Source organism: Tenacibaculum sp. FZY0031 (assembly GCF_036350695.1).
Taxonomy (GTDB): Bacteria; Bacteroidota; Bacteroidia; order Flavobacteriales; family Flavobacteriaceae; genus Polaribacter.
Genome location: NZ_JAZDVY010000001.1, coordinates 279,025 through 295,645 on the forward strand (window position 1 = coordinate 279,025; position 16,621 = coordinate 295,645).

22 protein-coding genes are annotated in these 16,621 nt (G+C 31.9%); 12 read left to right on the forward strand and 10 right to left on the reverse strand.

Annotated features, from left to right (window positions below; genetic code table 11):
* Positions 1 to 87: 87 nt before the first annotated feature.
* From rpsA to V1T75_RS01340, 9 genes are all read right to left on the reverse strand, one after another.
* Positions 88 to 1,857, reverse strand: coding sequence for a 30S ribosomal protein S1 (rpsA, locus tag V1T75_RS01300; RefSeq protein WP_330486750.1), 1,770 nt, complete (start codon positions 1,855 to 1,857; stop codon positions 88 to 90).
* A 319-nt stretch (positions 1,858 to 2,176) separates the two neighbouring features.
* Complete coding sequence (locus V1T75_RS01305) at positions 2,177 to 2,641, reverse strand: helix-turn-helix domain-containing protein (RefSeq protein ID WP_330486751.1); 465 nt, start codon at positions 2,639 to 2,641, stop codon at positions 2,177 to 2,179.
* Between the two features lie 186 nt (positions 2,642 to 2,827).
* On the reverse strand, positions 2,828 to 3,196 hold the full coding sequence (locus V1T75_RS01310; RefSeq protein ID WP_330486752.1) for a hypothetical protein: 369 nt from the start codon (positions 3,194 to 3,196) through the stop codon (positions 2,828 to 2,830).
* A gap of 156 nt (positions 3,197 to 3,352) precedes the next feature.
* Complete coding sequence (locus V1T75_RS01315; protein ID WP_330486753.1) at positions 3,353 to 4,669, reverse strand: hypothetical protein; 1,317 nt, start codon at positions 4,667 to 4,669, stop codon at positions 3,353 to 3,355.
* Between the two features lie 64 nt (positions 4,670 to 4,733).
* Positions 4,734 to 5,351 carry an IMPACT family protein gene (locus V1T75_RS01320; protein WP_330486754.1) on the reverse strand — a complete coding sequence of 206 codons (618 nt, stop codon included), beginning with the start codon at positions 5,349 to 5,351 and terminating at the stop codon, positions 4,734 to 4,736.
* On the reverse strand, positions 5,351 to 6,214 hold the full coding sequence (locus V1T75_RS01325) for an EamA family transporter (RefSeq protein ID WP_330486755.1): 864 nt from the start codon (positions 6,212 to 6,214) through the stop codon (positions 5,351 to 5,353). Before V1T75_RS01325 ends, V1T75_RS01320 begins: the two co-directional genes overlap by 1 nt.
* Positions 6,211 to 6,822 carry an HAD-IA family hydrolase gene (locus tag V1T75_RS01330; protein ID WP_330486756.1) on the reverse strand — a complete coding sequence of 204 codons (612 nt, stop codon included), beginning with the start codon at positions 6,820 to 6,822 and terminating at the stop codon, positions 6,211 to 6,213. The genes V1T75_RS01325 and V1T75_RS01330 overlap by 4 nt, the downstream gene beginning before the upstream one ends.
* Entirely contained in the window at positions 6,815 to 7,873 is a 1,059-nt protein-coding gene (gene ribD / locus V1T75_RS01335) for a bifunctional diaminohydroxyphosphoribosylaminopyrimidine deaminase/5-amino-6-(5-phosphoribosylamino)uracil reductase RibD (RefSeq protein WP_330486956.1), read from the reverse strand. Before ribD ends, V1T75_RS01330 begins: the two co-directional genes overlap by 8 nt.
* 1 nt (position 7,874) lies before the next feature.
* The gene (locus tag V1T75_RS01340) at positions 7,875 to 8,339 is read right to left on the reverse strand and encodes an LEA type 2 family protein (protein ID WP_330486757.1); all 465 of its coding nucleotides are present in this window, start codon (positions 8,337 to 8,339) and stop codon (positions 7,875 to 7,877) included.
* Between the two features lie 52 nt (positions 8,340 to 8,391).
* Between V1T75_RS01340 and V1T75_RS01345 the strand changes: the two genes are divergently transcribed.
* The 8 genes from V1T75_RS01345 (at position 8,392) to V1T75_RS01380 (ending at position 12,174) form a co-directional block, all read left to right on the forward strand.
* Positions 8,392 to 8,883 carry a GNAT family N-acetyltransferase gene (locus V1T75_RS01345; protein WP_330486957.1) on the forward strand — a complete coding sequence of 164 codons (492 nt, stop codon included), beginning with the start codon at positions 8,392 to 8,394 and terminating at the stop codon, positions 8,881 to 8,883.
* Between the two features lie 28 nt (positions 8,884 to 8,911).
* Positions 8,912 to 9,760: a peptide chain release factor N(5)-glutamine methyltransferase gene (gene prmC / locus V1T75_RS01350; protein ID WP_330486758.1), complete on the forward strand. Its 849-nt coding sequence runs from the start codon at positions 8,912 to 8,914 to the stop codon at positions 9,758 to 9,760.
* Between the two features lie 215 nt (positions 9,761 to 9,975).
* The gene (locus V1T75_RS01355; protein ID WP_330486759.1) at positions 9,976 to 10,314 is read left to right on the forward strand and encodes a hypothetical protein; all 339 of its coding nucleotides are present in this window, start codon (positions 9,976 to 9,978) and stop codon (positions 10,312 to 10,314) included.
* 37 nt (positions 10,315 to 10,351) lie between these two features.
* A complete protein-coding gene (locus V1T75_RS01360; protein ID WP_125067551.1) occupies positions 10,352 to 10,726 on the forward strand; it encodes a hypothetical protein in 375 nt (124 codons plus the stop codon).
* Entirely contained in the window at positions 10,713 to 10,967 is a 255-nt protein-coding gene (locus V1T75_RS01365) for a hypothetical protein (RefSeq protein ID WP_330486760.1), read from the forward strand. Before V1T75_RS01360 ends, V1T75_RS01365 begins: the two co-directional genes overlap by 14 nt.
* Positions 10,968 to 11,223: 256 nt before the next feature.
* Entirely contained in the window at positions 11,224 to 11,553 is a 330-nt protein-coding gene (locus tag V1T75_RS01370; protein WP_330486761.1) for a roadblock/LC7 domain-containing protein, read from the forward strand.
* 44 nt (positions 11,554 to 11,597) lie between these two features.
* Entirely contained in the window at positions 11,598 to 11,972 is a 375-nt protein-coding gene (locus V1T75_RS01375) for a hypothetical protein (protein WP_330486762.1), read from the forward strand.
* A gap of 10 nt (positions 11,973 to 11,982) precedes the next feature.
* Complete coding sequence (locus V1T75_RS01380) at positions 11,983 to 12,174, forward strand: hypothetical protein (RefSeq protein ID WP_330486763.1); 192 nt, start codon at positions 11,983 to 11,985, stop codon at positions 12,172 to 12,174.
* Between the two features lie 6 nt (positions 12,175 to 12,180).
* Here V1T75_RS01380 and pdxR read toward each other — a convergent pair whose 3' ends face one another.
* Positions 12,181 to 13,668: a MocR-like pyridoxine biosynthesis transcription factor PdxR gene (gene pdxR / locus V1T75_RS01385; protein WP_330486764.1), complete on the reverse strand. Its 1,488-nt coding sequence runs from the start codon at positions 13,666 to 13,668 to the stop codon at positions 12,181 to 12,183.
* Positions 13,669 to 13,749: 81 nt separating this feature from the next.
* On the opposite strand from pdxR, the gene V1T75_RS01390 reads away from it, so the two are divergent.
* From V1T75_RS01390 to V1T75_RS01405, 4 genes are read left to right on the forward strand one after another with little or no spacing between them, the layout of a single operon-like run.
* Positions 13,750 to 14,271: a DinB family protein gene (locus V1T75_RS01390; protein WP_330486765.1), complete on the forward strand. Its 522-nt coding sequence runs from the start codon at positions 13,750 to 13,752 to the stop codon at positions 14,269 to 14,271.
* Between the two features lie 6 nt (positions 14,272 to 14,277).
* A complete protein-coding gene (locus tag V1T75_RS01395) occupies positions 14,278 to 14,937 on the forward strand; it encodes a pyridoxamine 5'-phosphate oxidase family protein (protein ID WP_330486766.1) in 660 nt (219 codons plus the stop codon).
* Positions 14,938 to 14,975: 38 nt separating this feature from the next.
* Positions 14,976 to 15,893 (forward strand): ATP-grasp domain-containing protein, encoded by a 918-nt coding sequence (locus V1T75_RS01400; RefSeq protein WP_330486767.1) that lies wholly within the window; start codon positions 14,976 to 14,978, stop codon positions 15,891 to 15,893.
* Positions 15,877 to 16,563: a hypothetical protein gene (locus V1T75_RS01405; RefSeq protein ID WP_330486768.1), complete on the forward strand. Its 687-nt coding sequence runs from the start codon at positions 15,877 to 15,879 to the stop codon at positions 16,561 to 16,563. The genes V1T75_RS01400 and V1T75_RS01405 overlap by 17 nt, the downstream gene beginning before the upstream one ends.
* The last annotated feature ends 58 nt before the right edge of the window (positions 16,564 to 16,621 follow it).

The window sequence follows — 16,621 nt, forward strand, 5'->3', positions numbered from 1 at the left end:
CAATAACTTCCAAAGATTTTAAATAGAAAATAAAAACCGCTAAGCTTTACAGCTTAACGGTTTGTAATTTTTAAGAAGTTGTTAGGATTATTTTCCTTCCATTTTCTTCTTTAATTCAGCTAATCCACCGATGTCTCCTAAAGTAGTTTTTTCTACTTCTTGAGCTTTAGCAGCAGCAGCTTTGATGTTCTTTTGTTCTTCTTCTCTAAAGATAGAAGTATGAGAAACAACAATTCTACGGTACTCTTTACTAAACTCAGTTACTTGGAACTTTGTTTCGTCGCCTTTAGCTAATTTACCTCCGTCTTCTTTTTCTAAGAAACGAGTTGGAGCAAACGCTTCAACACCATCAGCAAATACTACAGTAGCACCTTTATCGTTTTTCTCTTTAATAGTACCTTCGTGGATAGATCCGATTGTATAAGTAGACTCATGAGCATCCCAAGGGTTATCTTGAGTTTGCTTGTGACCTAAGTTTAATTTACGGTTCTCTACGTCTAATTCTAACACTTGAACTTCTAATTGATCACCAACAGTTACGAAATCTGATGGATGCTTAATTTTCTTAGTCCAAGATAAATCAGAGATATATACTAATCCATCAATACCTTCTTCTAACTCTACGAATACACCAAAGTTAGTGTAGTTACGTACAGTACCAGTATGTTTAGAACCTACTGGGTATTTAGTAGTGATATCTGTCCATGGATCTGGGTGTAATTGCTTCATACCTAAAGACATTTTACGCTCTTCGCGGTCTAATGTTAAGATTTGAGCTTCTACTTCATCACCAACTTTTACGAAATCTTGTGCAGAACGTAAGTGAGTTGACCATGACATTTCAGATACGTGGATCAATCCTTCTACTCCTTCTTCAACCTCTACAAATGCACCATAATCAGCTAAAACAACTACTTTACCTTTTACTTTATCACCAACTTTTAAATCAGCATTTAAAGCTTCCCATGGGTGAGCAGATAATTGTTTTAATCCTAATTGAATTCTAGACTTGTTATCATCAAAGTCTAAGATTACAACGTTTAATCTTTGATCTAATTCAACAACTTCATTCGGGTGGTTGATACGAGACCAAGATAAATCAGTAATGTGAATTAATCCGTCAACACCTCCTAAGTCAACAAATACACCATAAGAAGTAATGTTTTTAACAACACCTTCTAATACTTGTCCTTTTTCTAATTGACCGATAATTTCACGTTTTTGATCTTCTAAATCAGCTTCGATTAACGCTTTATGAGATACTACTACGTTCTTAAATTCGTGGTTGATTTTCACCACTTTGAACTCCATAGTTTTTTCTACATATTGATCGTAGTCACGGATAGGCTTCACGTCAATTTGAGAACCTGGTAAGAATGCTTCAATACCAAATACATCAACGATCATACCTCCACGAGTTCTACACTTAACAAAACCGTTAACGATTTCACCTGTTTCGTGTGCATTGTTAACACGATCCCAAGCTTTGATTACACGTGCTTTTTTGTGAGATAATACTAATTGACCAGAAGAATCTTCTCTTTTGTCAACCAATACTTCTACTTTGTCTCCAACAGCTAAATTTGGGTTGTAACGGAATTCGTTTAACGAAATTACACCTTCCGACTTAGAGTTAATGTCAATAATAGCATCACGATCTGTAATACGTACTACTTCACCTTCGATAACATCACGCTCGTTTACGAACCCTACAGTACCTTCTAAGGCTTTTTCAAATTCTTTTAATTTAGACTCATCAACTTCATCAATACCTTCTTCGTATTTATGCCAGTTAAACGTTGCTAAAAATTCTGCTGGATTTACAGCTTCTGCTGTGTTTTTTGTTTCTTCAGACATGTCTGAAATAAATATTTGTATCTTTTTGTTAACCAGATTTTTAACGATATTAACGCCAAGAGAAATTAAACTTAATAAATGTTATTTTCTACCTTTTCCAAATCTGTACTCGTAAAAAGGCGTGCAAATTTACGAATAATTATTGAAGTAACCTAAAATGTTTTGGTTTTTAGCGGGTTATAAAGGATTTTCACGCTACTTTAGCGTTCTACAGTGCTTCATCCAAAATCTTCTTAACGGCTCATTATATAATAATTGTAAAGCGATGTAAATTCACCCGTTAACCATTATTACTCATACCTGATTATGGAGATAGCTGTTACTTTTTTTTGTTTTTAAATTTCTTTTGAATCACTTTTTTTCTCCACTCTTCTCCAAAAAACTCAAAAGTATTAAGAGAATAGATACCAATTATTACAAACCATCCTAATGAAATCCACAAGGTAATTCCCCAGAAAAAAGCATCGTTAACTGCAAGTATTATTGGAACAATAATACTGAATAAAGCAATGGCTAAAAGTTTATAAAAACCTTGTAACTTTTGAATGTAAGCTTCTTCTTTTCTAATCTGACCTAACGCTTCTTTCTTATTTGAACCTTCAATATTTGTTTCAAAAACAGCTGCTAAAGATTTTAACGATTCTAATCCCGCATTTTCTCCGTTTTCTATTCTTTGAATAGTTCGGATGCTTAAGCCACTCATTTCCGCCAATTGTTCTTGAGACCAATGACGAGCAACTCTCATTTTTTTAAGGTCTCTTAAATTCATTGTGTTTGAATTCATTACTAATTGATTTTTGATTTTAGACAAAAATAAGGTTCAAAAACATGTTTGTGTTGACAGCAACCTGACAAATGTATGACAAGAATATGACAGTAATGAGCTATACTACGAAGAGTTGCTTAAAACATCTTAAACGCAATAAAATCAAAACCGACAACTGGACTTTTGCTCTTAGTAATAAAGATGTTAATAGTCATCCTCTTCCTCATCCACATCGGGTTTTAATAAAAATTTTAGTACAACTTTTTCATCCAACTTCATAAAATCGTTGTAAAGTATCTCAATGACTTCGCTTTTTGATTTTTTAGCTTTTAATAAATCATAGGCTTTAGTAGGTGAATCTTTTATAACATCTTTTACAAGCTCCTTCCCCATTTCTATAATTTCAGATTTAGAAAAACCATTATCCATAAAAGGTTTCACATTGGCTACAACACTGATGGCTGCTCCCTTACAAATATTTTCTTTAGTAGGAATTGCTTGAGGATTGCTTTGAGAAAATAATTGAAAAGAGAAAAAAGTAAATGCAATAATTAGTAGGTTTTTTAGTTTCATATTCAGTTTTTTTTAATTGTTACAAGGCTAAAATAATATATTTCAATTTATTATAATAATTTTTTCACTACCCGAAATCCTAACAATACATTACTTATTTACTTCCCTAATCTCTACTTTAAACAGGTTATCAAAAACCTCAAAAAAACACTTTAATTATTTAATTCCAGATTTCTTTTCCAAAACAGAAACTCTTTTCAGTAAAGATTTTAATAAGTTATTCTCTTTTTCTAACTTATCAATCTTTGAGCATTTAATTTCTAAAGTTTTTATTTTTTTCTCTTGTTGAATAGCATAAAGCGTTAACTCTTCAATTTTTTGCAATAATTTAGCATCCATTTCTCCAAGAAAAATTCCATTTTTTTCAACCTCTTTGGCACTTGGTATATCTTTTAAATGACCTTTATTCTTAATATGATTTTCTACTTCAAGAAGAGAGGGTAGCTTATAATCTTTATAGAATACAAAATCTGACCAGCCACTACTTTCTACCTTAATTTCTCGTGCTCCTATTGAACCTTCTACTGCTAACTTATGAGAACCTGTAGTAGTAGTCCCTACCCCTACATTACCAGTACTTCTAACTATGCTAATGGCATTATAATCATTACTGGTATCTGTAGTGTTTATATTGTTGACACCTATATTCAACACGTTCTTTGTTCCGTCATAATTAATAAAGGCTCCTTGATAATTAACTTCTCCAAAACGAATATATCTAGATGTATTATAACCAAATATTCTAATATTTCCTTCGTTTACTTCTAACTTTTCTGTTGGTGCAGATGTTCCTATACCTACGTTTTTATCGGTATTAAAAGTTATAACACTAGGATTATCGTGTTGATTGCTATTTCCATAATTTATCCTTAAGCTTGAATCACCATCACTAGAAGTTTGTCTTACAATGGACCATAGATCATTATTTAATTCTCCATTTCCTTCCACTAAATTAATTGAAGAACCCCAAGTACCAGATGCGTCTGATATAATATCAAGTTGTGCATCAACGTCTTCAATTATTTGTGTTGAGTATCTAGTAGCTATTCCTGATTTTTTTTGCTGAACATGTAACTTAACACTTGGAGTAAGAGTTCCAACTCCTATGTTACCATTTACAGCTAAATGAGTACCTACTCCTATTACAGCATTAGGGTTAAAACCTATAGCTAATCCCCTATATTGAGATTTATCTCCTGTATCTGGCTGTAAATGAAGGGTGCTGTAGTATTTACCGTAATTACCACTTAAATCTGAATGCCTAGATAAAATCCAAGAGCGTCTAGTATTTATCCCTCCTGCTACTCCAAATTCAAGAGTTTGGTTTTGATTTTGATACAGTTGAAATATATTACCCCTATCAGTCTGAGAAGGGTAACTTGCTGATGAATCTTGTTTTTTTATTTCTTGTCCTTCTGCTTTTAAAATAATTCCTGTTAAAATAATAATAGCAATTTTGATTTTTGCTTTCATAATGATTTAAATTTATAATAATTTGTGTTTTCTCTATAGTAAATAGATTTTCAAAGATGTAAAATTACTCTATTTCCCTAATCTCTACTTTAAACAGGTTATCAAAAACCTCAAAAATACTTTCAGCTTCTTTTTTTCGTACCGAGATAGTGTACTCGCAGTCTAATTCTAATTTTTGATTAATGATATCTAGGTCTCGTTCTTTAATAATACGCTGTACTTTATTCATCATATCGTAACCAAATTTCAGCTTATAATGAATATCAATAGTTTTCTCTACAATCTCAGAAGCTTCTAAAGCTAATTGCGCAGAAGTTCGATAGGCGTTAATCAATCCTCCTACTCCAAGTTTAGTTCCTCCAAAATAACGTACCGAAACAATTAAGATATTGGTTACATCAAAAGATTGTATTTGTCCATAAATTGGTTGACCAGCCGAATTACTTGGTTCTCCATCGTCATTCGCACGAAAACGAACCTTATCTGTTCCTAACTGCCAAGCATAGCAATGATGACGCGCTGTATGGTGTTGTTTACGAAGTTCTTCTAATCGTTCTTTGATATCTTCTTCTGAAAAAACAGGAAAAGCATATCCAAAAAACTTGCTATTTCGGTCTTTAAATAAGGTTTCCTCAGAAGGCTTTGTAATCATTTTGTAAGTGTCTTTTATCTCTTCATTCATTACGCCGAAACTACTAATAAAATACTAATTATAGCAAGCCCAATACCAATCCAATTTTTTTTAATTAATTTTTCTTTAAAGAATGCAAGAGCAAATACGGTAGTTAAGATCACTATAGACACATTATTTATAGTAAAAACTATAGAACTTTCAAGTCCTTTTGTTTGCAACGCTTTTAATAAAAACTCCATAGAGTAATAGTTAGGAATTCCTAAAGCAATCCCCCAGAATAGTGTTTTCCATTCAAAGCTGTTCTTTTTGCGTACAAACTTAGCTACAAAATAGCACAAACCAAAAAGCAAAGCACACCCAAAAATAGTTGACAAAAACATTGGTACCGCTTCTTTAGGAACATAAGTTGTTTCCGTATATTTCAACAAGGTATCTATACTTCCTGAACCTAAAAAAAGTAATAATGGAAATAATAAGTTTTTAAATTGCACAGGAGAAGTATCACTCTTTGCTGAGGATAAATATACTGCTATCAATGCTAATATTATTCCTACAACTTTCACCAACCCTATGCTTTCGTTATACAAAAAGATCCCGATAAGTACTGGAATTACTACCGACATTTTACCGGCTACTGATGCTACTGAAAGTCCATTTTTTTGAGCCGTAATTCCCATTACATTAAATACCGTAATAAATAAAAAACCTAAAATAAAGGCTCCTAAAAACCATGGTTGATCTGGTATATCAGCTATCGTTATTGAAGCCTCAGAATGTACAAAACCAAAAGACAGTGCTACTGCATAATTCAAAACAATAGCAGGTAAGGTATGTACTTTATAAATATCAAAAAGTTTAAAAATTACAAACAGTAAACTAGAAATAACAACACTGCAAATTAAATATATCACGCCGTAAACTCCTTTCTCTTTAGCAAATCAACTACATCTTCTGTTTTAGGACAATTATTCCACACATGAATTCCTAATGCTTGTGCCATATCGGTATTCTCTTTGGTATCATCTATAAAAAAGGTTTCTGTAGCTTCCAAATCATTTTCTCTTAGCACAAACTCAAAAATATCAGTATTGGGTTTTCTAAAATGAACTTCATGTGATAAGTAAAACTGTTCAAAACAACTTTTAAACTCATTGTACAACTCCTTGCCCCAATCATTTTGAATCCAAGAAATATGCATATCATTGGTGTTGCTTAGTAAAAATAATCGATACTGATTACTCGCTGCTAATTCTTTTAAAAAATTCAATCGATGTCTAGGGAAATCTAATAAAATAGCATTCCACGAGCGAATTAAATCTTCTCTTGGAATATTGAATTTATCCTGAAAAAAGGACACAAATTCATCTGTAGAGATCAATCCCATTTCATACTGATGATACTGTTGCATCATCTCTTCTGAGATTTCAGTTATACCTAAACTTGTCAACTCTTTATATGTTGCTTCTTTGTCTAAATTGATGAACACATCACCAAAATCAAAAATGATGTTTTTAATCATTCCTATACAGTCTTAAAATATCGTTAGCTACTTTTTCTTCGGAAGATAACTCAGCGTTAAAATTTGGACGCTTTACCCCTTCTCCAAAAACTACATCCCCTATAAAAACCCTAGCTTCATCCCATAAATTTGCAGTAATAAATGTTTCTAAAGTTTGCCTCCCTCCTTCAATAATAACCGATTGAATTTGGTGTTTATACAATATACCGCAAATTTGTTCTGCAACTGGCGAAGAAAAATCGATGTGCTCGTAAGTAAGTGCATAAGACTTCTCACTATCGTTCGAAATAACACATTGTTTTTCTTCTGTTATAATTATTGTTTGTACGTTTTTATCAAAAACAGTTACCTCTAACGGAATTCGCAAGTTTTTATCAATAACAACTCTTACCGGATTATTTCCTTTCCAACTACGAACTGTTAGTGACGGATTGTCTGCAATTACCGTATTCGTTCCAACTAAAATAGCATGTTCTTCACTACGCCATTTATGGACTAATTGTTGAGAATATTGGTTGGAAATCCATACTGGCTTTTGCTCATCTTTTATTAACGGAGCTATGAAGCCGTCTTTCGTTTCAGCCCATTTTAAAATGATGTAAGGACGCTGTTTATTTTGAACAGTAAAAAAACGTTTATGGTGTTCTAAACATTCTTTTTCACAAACACCTACGGTAACATTTTTACCCGCTTTTTTAAGTCGTGCAATCCCCTTACCTGCTACTAAACTGTTTGTATCTACACATCCTATAACAATATTAGGTATTCCTTTCTCTAGTATTAAATCTGCGCAAGGAGGTGTTTTTCCATGATGCGAACAAGGTTCTAACGTAACATAAATAGTTGCTTCTTTAAGTAATTCTTGATCTCGAACAGCGTTTATAGCATTGACTTCTGCATGAGGGCCTCCATAAGCGGAGGTAAACCCCTCTCCTATTATTTTGTTATTATGTACGATTACAGCTCCAACAGATGGATTTGGTCTTGTTGTTCCTATTCCTTTTTTAGCTAATTCCAGGCAGCGTACTATGTAAAATTCATGATTCATAATGCTAGAATTTAATTTTTACAGTTGCTACTTTATCTATAGGATATACATGTGAAAACCCTAAAACTTTATATTTTAAATCTCCTTTAAAATGAATTTTCAAACGTTGATTTATCAACGAGTTTAAAATCCCTCCTAAAATTCTGTTTTTATTATTTTCAAATACTCTTTTTGAAGGAATTACCACTTTTAACGGAATATGAAATTCTTTACGAGCTGGAACTTTAAACTCTTCAGAAAAAACCTGTGCTACTTTTACTTCATCTATTAATACTTTAATTTCATCAGTAGTTATTGTACCGCCTATATCGTTTGGGTTTTCAAAATAAGCATTAGCACCAACTCTAATCGTATCTGTAGCAGCAGATAGTAATTTTATATCATCAACTTTTAAAAAAATCGGTTTTTGTGTTACCGAACAACTAATTATTAGCGATAAAAAAGGAAAAAAATAAATGAATTTCTTCATGAAAACTCGTGTTTTTTTGGGTACTTTGCTCCTGCAAAAGTACTATATTCCTATGACACCATCTGATTTTATTATTAGAGAAATAAAACCACAAGATAATGCCCAAATGGCTAAAGTTATTCGTGATGTATTAATCGAGCTTGGAGCTCCAAAAGTAGGAACCGCCTATGAAGATAAGGCTACTGATGCAATGTATGAAGCCTACGAAAAAGAAAAAGCTGAATATTTTGTTGTTGAATATAATGGTGTTGTAGTTGGAGGTGCAGGTTTCGCTCAATTAGATAATTTTGAAGGAAATATGTGTGAGCTTCAAAAAATGTACTTTTTACCAATAGCAAGAGGAAAAGGTATAGGAAGTAAATTAATAAACTTTTGTATGAATGAAGCAAAAAAACAAGGTTTTAAACAATGTTACTTAGAAACTTTACCCTATATGAAAGCGGCTACAGCTTTGTATAGAAAAAATGGTTTTATCGACCTAAAGAGCCCCTTAGGAAACACAGGACATTATTCTTGTAATGTATGGATGTTAAAAGATTTGTAAGATAATTCTATAAAAACAAACCTACACTATGCATTTAAAACAATACAAATCGTATTTCTCGGAACAATTAACCCCAGTTTACCCTCAAACAGAAATTGATACTTTTTTCTTTTTATTACTAGAGGCGTATTTAGGCGTAAAACGTTTAGACTTAGTATTGCAACCTGACCTTGAAATTTCTTCAGATAAAAAAATGCTGTTAAATAAAGCTTTAACACGACTATTAAAAGAAGAACCTATTCAATATATCATAGGGGAAACAGAATTCTACGGACTTCCTTTTAAAGTAACAAAAAACACCTTAATTCCTCGACCAGAAACAGAAGAACTCGTTGAATGGATTATTAAGAAAACAGAACAAAGCCATAAACAATTATCTATTCTCGATATTGGCACAGGAACAGGCTGTATTCCTATTTGCTTAAAAAAACATATCCCCACTGCAAATATAAGCGCTATTGATGTTTCTAAAGAAGCTGTAAACATAGCAAAACAGAATGCAAAATTGAATGGAGTTGAAATCTCTTTTATAAGCCAAGATATTTTAAAGACTAAAGAACTAAGCAGTACGTTTGACATTATTGTTTCGAACCCTCCTTATGTTCGTGAATTAGAAAAAGTAGAAATAAAGAATAACGTATTGAGAAACGAACCACACTTGGCTTTGTTTGTTGCAGATGACAACCCGTTACTTTTTTATAAAAAAATTGCCAGTTTAGCTAAAAATAGCCTATCAGAAAACGGACTTCTATTTTTTGAAATCAACCAATATCTTGGTTCAGAAACGGTTGCTATGCTAACAAGTAAAGGGTTTACACAAATTGAACTTCGAAAAGACTTATTTGGAAATGACCGAATGATTAAAGCAGCTTTGTAAACTCCTCAATGTACGATTACATTAAGTAAATAACAACCCAAAAAGTCTGTCTTTAAGAGTTTTTTTTTATTGAAAAATACTTAACAGAAAAGCTTAAATTGTTTTTTTTAATTATTTTTTTAACAAAAAAAATACTTTTTTTTAACACAAACAGCTTTTAAAGTTTTTTTTCAACAATAAAAAAGTTTATATTAGCTGTAAAAGTTAGATAAAAATTGGATTTACAAAAATTACTTTTAGAAACTAAAACTACTGCCATTTATCTTATTGATAACGAAGGGAAAATTGTCGATTTTTATCCTCATGATAACGACTTGGTAGAAATCAAAGACAAAATAGCCGCTTTTGATGCTGTTATTTTTAACATGTCTAGCAACTTTTTTAATCTATTCTTTAAAACAGCATTAAATGAAATGATTTTAAAGTCAGATAAGGAAGCCCTTTTGTTATTTAAATACAAAGAATATGTACTGTGTTTTTTAGCTGATAAAAACACCAACATAGGCCTTTTAAACTTAATGTTTAAAAAAGAAACAAATACTATTAACATTTAATAATTATTACTTAACCTAACCTAAACCCCCGGAATTTATGGAAAAAATCCTAACCGACTTAGTTCAAAACGTAAAAGAAAATATACCTGGGTATATTGCAATTAGTGTAGCTGAAATAGCTTCAGGAGAATCTTTAGCATCCGATTCTGCCGACTCAAATTTTGACCCTGCTTTAGCTTGTGCTTATAATGTAGAAATTATAAATGCTAAGCGTAAAGCTATAGACATCTTAGGTCTAAAAGAAAACCTTAATGATATTCATTTTAAACTTGATAATCATATTCACGTTGTAGATATGTCTCCAAGCGGAGAGTATTTTATTTACTTAGCTGTTGATTCTAACAGAGCTAATTTAGCGCTTACCAGAACAATGCTAAAAAAATATAAAGCAGAATTAAATGAAGTCTTATAAAGCTATTGATATCAAAAAAATAAATATCGATGGTGAGTTTCAAAAATACATACGTTTTTTTCAAAATGAATACAAAACTAAAGTGTTGTTAAATGAGTCAGCTATCGATTATAATGAAGCTCCTAACATAAACAATGTTAACGATTTAAAAAATGCTGTTTATGATTTCTTTTTTGAACCTAGATTTGAGAATGTTCTCGATTTGGTAAAATTTAAAAAACAAAAAACAAAAGACGATTAACTTAAAAAAGACTAGATAAAAATCTAGTCTTTTTTTATTTCCAAGTCCCTAAAACAACCATATGTATAAAATTTTGCAGTACTTTAGTTCTCTATTAACTAGTTGTTTTTTACACAGATAAAACTGTTAAAAAAATCACAAAGAAACATTTCTGAAAAAAAATAATGAAATAACGTCTTATTTTTGTGACCCTTTAAAAAAAAGGGTGTCCTAAATAGAGAAGGGAGACGTAAAAACAAAAGAATAGTCATACTTAATGGGGGAAGTAAACTTACAAACTTTAATAGAAGAGTCAGAAGCTGATAAAGGAATCGTTTTTGACTCTAATGGACAAGTAGTTGATTCTTATAATATTTCTAAAGAAAATAATGTAGCAGCAATGGCAAGCGTCATTGTAACGATGGCTCATGAGTTTTTCCAAGATGCTTTAGAATCTGAAAGCCTTAATCAGTTAGTTTTAACTTCAAACGAAGGATTGGTAGTTATAAACAAATACGACAACAATCATATTGTTTGTCTGTTGGCTGATGATGTTTCTAAAGTAGCTATGATTAAACTAACACTTAAAAGTGTAACCCTTCAATAAATACAGAGTCTTTTTTTAATTAATTATTATAACAACTATTTACAATGAAAGAAATTATCAATGATTTTATCGAAAACTTAAAAAATAATGTTCCTGGGTTTGTTGCTGTTTCAATAACAGATGTAGGTTCTGGTGAAGCGTATGATTCATTTACAGCTAACCCTGATTTTGATCCAAATTTAGCCTCTGCTTATAACTTAGGCGTTGTTAAAGCTAAATTAAAAGCTATTGAAGCATTAGGGTTAAATGAAGAAATTCAAGATATTACGATTACTTTATCTAGCCAAGTACACATTATCAATATTGCACCTAGTGGTACTTATTTTGTTTACTTAGCTGTAGATTCAAAAGAAGCTAACTTAGGAATCACTAAAGCTTTATTAAACAAATATAAAGTAGAGTTAAATAACGCATTATAAAAATATAACTGTGAAAAACACGAATCATTTATCTATAGACAAGCCTTTAAAAAAACACCTAAACCAAACGCTTAAAGAGTTTCGTAAATGTAGGTTCTCTGAAGGTGAATTAACATCAGAAGGAAAGAAAAGTAAAGACTTTTTCGGGTTCTTATTTAAAGAATACGACAGTATGAATGATTTAGTTAAAGATATGTTTTAAAAGTGCTTAATAGGCACTTTTTTTTATGCTCTTAAATGTTAGTACTAACCGTTCTATTAACAGCTTTATTTCCGTATCATTATAACTTGCAAAGCCAATTCGTATAGCGTTGTGCTTTTTATTGGCTAAATCGTATCGCTTCCACTCTCCTACTTCAAGTTTATACTTCCTTGCTTCTTTTGCTACTTCATTCCAAGAATACTGTTTATTCAATTCAACCCAAATAGCCATCCCTCCTTTTGGCAGCTCAAATTGAAAATAAGCGCCCAATCTTTTTTGTAACAGCTTACAAAATAAATTTCGACGATGTAAATATACCTTCATTACTTTTCGTATGTGCCTATCTAAATCTCCAGACTTAATAAATTCGGCAAAAGTTACTTCTAACAAAGCATCTCCTTGCCTATCAACATAACCTCTTAATTTCGCGGCTTCTTTTACAAAATCCTCGGTAGCTACCAAATATCCAACCCTAAAAACAGGTGCTACCGTTTTACAAACAGAACCTATATATATGACATTTCCAGACATATCATGACTTGCTAATGGTAAAATTGGAGCATGATTATAGTTAAAATCATAATCATAGTCGTCTTCAATAATGGCAAAATTATATTTCTCCGCTAAGTTTAATAAGTAAATTCTCCTATCAGCCGACAAAGTAACCGTTGTGGGGTGATGGTGATGTGAAGTTACATAAACAGCTTTTACAGACTGCTCCTTACACAATCTTTCTATCTGATCAATTGCAAGACCGTTTTCATCAACTGAAACCCTCTTAATTTGTGCCTTTTGATGCCGAAAGGTCATATCGGCAGAAGAATAGTTCGTTTCACCAACCACAATAACATCTTTTTCTTTTAAAAGCAATTGAGAAGACAACCACATCCCCATTTGACTACCACGGGTAATTAAAATATTTTCTTTAGAGATCTCCATCCCTCTAGAAGTGTTTAAATACACAGCCAGCACTTCTCGTAATTTTTCATTTCCTTGTGTTGTACTGTAATCTAAAAACGTATAAACATGCTTTCTTGAAGCTATTTTTCGGTAAATTCTAGCAATTTCTTCTGTTGGTGCAAGCCTTGTATCTGACGTACCATCATTTATATACATAACCCCTTCTATCTTTTCCGTTTTTTTCTCTAACAGATGATTGTTTTCATAAAAAGCAAATCCCGAACGCTGTTTTTTCAATGTTTTAGGAGCATTGACCCATGTTATTTTTTGAATAAGAGGTAAGCTCTTATTAACAAACGTTCCTTTTTTAGGAATAGTTTCTACCCAGCCCTGTAACATCAACTCTTCATAACAAGCAACCACTGTTTTCCTATGTATCAACAGCAAATCAGCTAATGTTCTTGAGCCCAATAATTTTGTTCCAGGCATAAGTTTTCCTTCTCTAATTAGCAATATAAATTGATTTGCTAACTGTAAATACAATGGTTCTTTAAGACTCTTACTTAGTTTTAATGCAGTTTTATAAGGAAACATCTGGACTATTTATTATATTAAATCTGGATTAATTGAATAGACCTTAAATATACTACATTTGATAGGCAAATAATCTAAGTAATGAAAAAACAAGAACTACAACCAACAGAATTTAATGAATTTTACGCTAGGTATATATCTAAAGTACCAGACAAAACTTCTTTAAAAAAGGGATTTGAAAATGACAAAGAAGCTGTAATAACGTTTTTTTTATCTATTCCAAAAGACACGTTAGAATATCGGTATCAACCACAAAAGTGGAGTATAAAAGAAGTATTACAACACATAATTGACACCGAACGTATTTTTATGTATCGCCTACTTCGAATTGCTAGGAAAGATATGACCCCTTTGGAAGGTTTTAATCAAAACACATACATAAATCCCTCTGGTGCACACAACAAAACAATAGATAGTCTCTTAGAAGAATTTACAACAACTCGATTGTATTCAATCAACTTACTAAATAGCATTTCTTATGAAAATTTATGCAACATAGGAATTGCCAACAATTCACCAATCTCAGCAAGGGCTTGTGCTTTTATTTTGCTAGGACATAGTATTTGGCATATGGATATTATTAAAGAACGTTATTTAAAATAAAATTTCATGCAAGAATATCAAAAATCAAAACTTAATAGAGTTAAAAGAGGGCAAAAAAGAGCCGTTTATGATGTTGAAAAAATCAACGCTATTTTAGATGTTGGGTTTATTGGTTTTGTAAGTTACACCTATGAAGGAAAAGCGATTTCCTTACCGATGGCTTACGGCAGAAAAGGAAATAAAATATACCTCCACAGCTCACAAGCGAATAGGATGTTGTTATCGCTTTTAGATGCTGGAGAAATGAGTATGACAGTAATGCATTTAGATGCATTAGTTCTCGCGCGTTCAGGATTACATCATTCTGTAAACTATAGGTCTGCTACATTGTTCGGTTCAGTAAAAAAAATTAAAGAGCCTAAAGAAAAAGAAGCCGCTTTGCATTGCTTTATGGAACATATGATGAAGGGCCGTTGGAATGATATTAGACCAATGAAACCTGAAGAACTTGATAGAACATTGGTAGTAGAAATGACCGTTAAAACTGCTTCTGCAAAAATTAGAGATGTTGGAGTTAGCGATGAACCCGAAGACGAAACGTTACCTATTTGGGCAGGACTAATTCCATTAAAACAAATTGCGCTAGCTCCCATATCAGATGAAAAGCTACAAAAAAATATTAAAGTACCTAATCACGTAATAGAGTATTATAATATGCATAAATAAGCACTTTATAACTCTAAAAATAACGTTACATTGCATCTATGAAAAAATATGATGTTATTATTCTTACAGATAAGAGGTATGTAAACCCTCCAAAGCTTAACAACTATATTCAAAATGTGTTAGATGAAGATAATTACGTAAAAAAAGCACTTGAAAACCAAGGATTAACAGTCGATCGCCTCTCATGGGATGATGCTACTTTTAATTGGACTACCACTAAATATATTTTATTTAGAACTACTTGGGATTATTTTGATCGGTTTTCTGAGTTTTCAACATGGCTAAATACCGTTAGTAAACAAACAACTCTATTAAATTCAGAAAAAATTATTCGCTGGAATATTGATAAACACTACCTACAAGATTTACAACAAAACGGAGTGCATATTTGTGAGTCTTACTTCATTGAAAAAAGTACTCAAACCACATTACAAGAACTTTCTCAAAAGTATAATTTAAACGATTTTGTTTTAAAACCCTGTATTTCAGGTACTGCGAGGCACACTTATAAAATCAGTTTAGAGAATATACACGAATACGAAGAGACTTTTTCTACGCTAATTGATAAAGAAGCTATGATTATTCAACCTTTTCAGTACCAAATAGTTGAAAAAGGAGAAATTTCATTAATGGTTATGAACGGTAAGTTTACGCATGCTGTTTTAAAAACAGCCAAATCAGGAGACTTTAGAGTACAAGACGATTTTGGAGGTTCAGTGCACAATTACACACCTACCGATGAAGAAATTTTGTTTGCTGAAAACGCCGTAAAAGCCTGCATAGAAACTCCTATTTATGCACGTGTTGATGTTTTTACTGATAATAATGGTAAATTAGCTATTGCAGAACTCGAATTAATAGAACCCGAACTTTGGTTTAGAAACCATCCTGCTGCTGCAGATGAACTAGCCCTAGGAATTAAACAATTAATAATCAAAAATGAAGAAATTAGTTAAAATATTAGGAACACTATTGCTAATTAGCGCTATTGTATTAGCTGTTTTTTATTTTAAAAATAACGAAAGTCTTCCTACTGGTGAGCAAGGTCCTAAGGCAGATGCTTTGGCTACTAAAATGCTTAAAGCATTGGATTATGAAGCGTATAAAAACACTCGTTTTATTGAATGGAGTTTTAGAGGAAAGCATTTTTATAAATGGGATAAAGAAAAGGATATAGTTGAAGTATCTTGGGAAGCCAACAAAGTGACTTTGTTTACAAAAACACCTGAAAAAAGCATTGTATTAGTGAATGAAAAGCAAGTGAACAACAACGAAATACTACAAAAAGCAATAGATTATTTTAACAATGATAGCTTTTGGTTAGTAGCTCCTTACAAAGTTTTCGAGAACGGAATTCAGCGCCGAATAGTATCCTACAAAGGTAAAGAAGCTTTATTAGTTACTTATACTACAGGAGGGTCAACACCAGGCGATTCTTATTTATGGATTTTAGAGGAAAACGGTCGACCAACTAGTTATAAAATGTGGGTTTCTATAATTCCTACTGGTGGAATGGAAGCCACTTGGAGTGATTGGATAACAACAGAATCTGGGGCAATATTACCGACAAAGCATGAAATGCCAGTGGGCACACTAAATATGGGAAATGTAAAAGCTTATAATTAACATTATTGAAACTTAAAAACACTAAAAAAGAGCAGCAATTTTGCTGCTCTTTTAATTT

Bases quoted from the DNA above. Each gene is read 5' to 3' on its own strand.
- rpsA (WP_330486750.1), bottom strand. From the start codon at position 1,857: ATGTCTGAAGAAACAAAAAACACAGCAGAAGCTGTAAATCCAGCAGAA.
- V1T75_RS01305 (WP_330486751.1), bottom strand. From the start codon at position 2,641: ATGAATTCAAACACAATGAATTTAAGAGACCTTAAAAAAATGAGAGTT.
- V1T75_RS01310 (WP_330486752.1), bottom strand. From the start codon at position 3,196: ATGAAACTAAAAAACCTACTAATTATTGCATTTACTTTTTTCTCTTTT.
- V1T75_RS01315 (WP_330486753.1), bottom strand. From the start codon at position 4,669: ATGAAAGCAAAAATCAAAATTGCTATTATTATTTTAACAGGAATTATT.
- V1T75_RS01320 (WP_330486754.1), bottom strand. From the start codon at position 5,351: ATGAATGAAGAGATAAAAGACACTTACAAAATGATTACAAAGCCTTCT.
- V1T75_RS01330 (WP_330486756.1), bottom strand. From the start codon at position 6,822: ATGATTAAAAACATCATTTTTGATTTTGGTGATGTGTTCATCAATTTA.
- V1T75_RS01340 (WP_330486757.1), bottom strand. From the start codon at position 8,339: ATGAAGAAATTCATTTATTTTTTTCCTTTTTTATCGCTAATAATTAGT.
- V1T75_RS01345 (WP_330486957.1), top strand. From the start codon at position 8,392: ATGACACCATCTGATTTTATTATTAGAGAAATAAAACCACAAGATAAT.
- prmC (WP_330486758.1), top strand. From the start codon at position 8,912: ATGCATTTAAAACAATACAAATCGTATTTCTCGGAACAATTAACCCCA.
- V1T75_RS01360 (WP_125067551.1), top strand. From the start codon at position 10,352: ATGGAAAAAATCCTAACCGACTTAGTTCAAAACGTAAAAGAAAATATA.
- V1T75_RS01365 (WP_330486760.1), top strand. From the start codon at position 10,713: ATGAAGTCTTATAAAGCTATTGATATCAAAAAAATAAATATCGATGGT.
- V1T75_RS01370 (WP_330486761.1), top strand. From the start codon at position 11,224: ATGGGGGAAGTAAACTTACAAACTTTAATAGAAGAGTCAGAAGCTGAT.
- V1T75_RS01375 (WP_330486762.1), top strand. From the start codon at position 11,598: ATGAAAGAAATTATCAATGATTTTATCGAAAACTTAAAAAATAATGTT.
- pdxR (WP_330486764.1), bottom strand. From the start codon at position 13,668: ATGTTTCCTTATAAAACTGCATTAAAACTAAGTAAGAGTCTTAAAGAA.
- V1T75_RS01390 (WP_330486765.1), top strand. From the start codon at position 13,750: ATGAAAAAACAAGAACTACAACCAACAGAATTTAATGAATTTTACGCT.
- V1T75_RS01395 (WP_330486766.1), top strand. From the start codon at position 14,278: ATGCAAGAATATCAAAAATCAAAACTTAATAGAGTTAAAAGAGGGCAA.
- V1T75_RS01400 (WP_330486767.1), top strand. From the start codon at position 14,976: ATGAAAAAATATGATGTTATTATTCTTACAGATAAGAGGTATGTAAAC.
- V1T75_RS01405 (WP_330486768.1), top strand. From the start codon at position 15,877: ATGAAGAAATTAGTTAAAATATTAGGAACACTATTGCTAATTAGCGCT.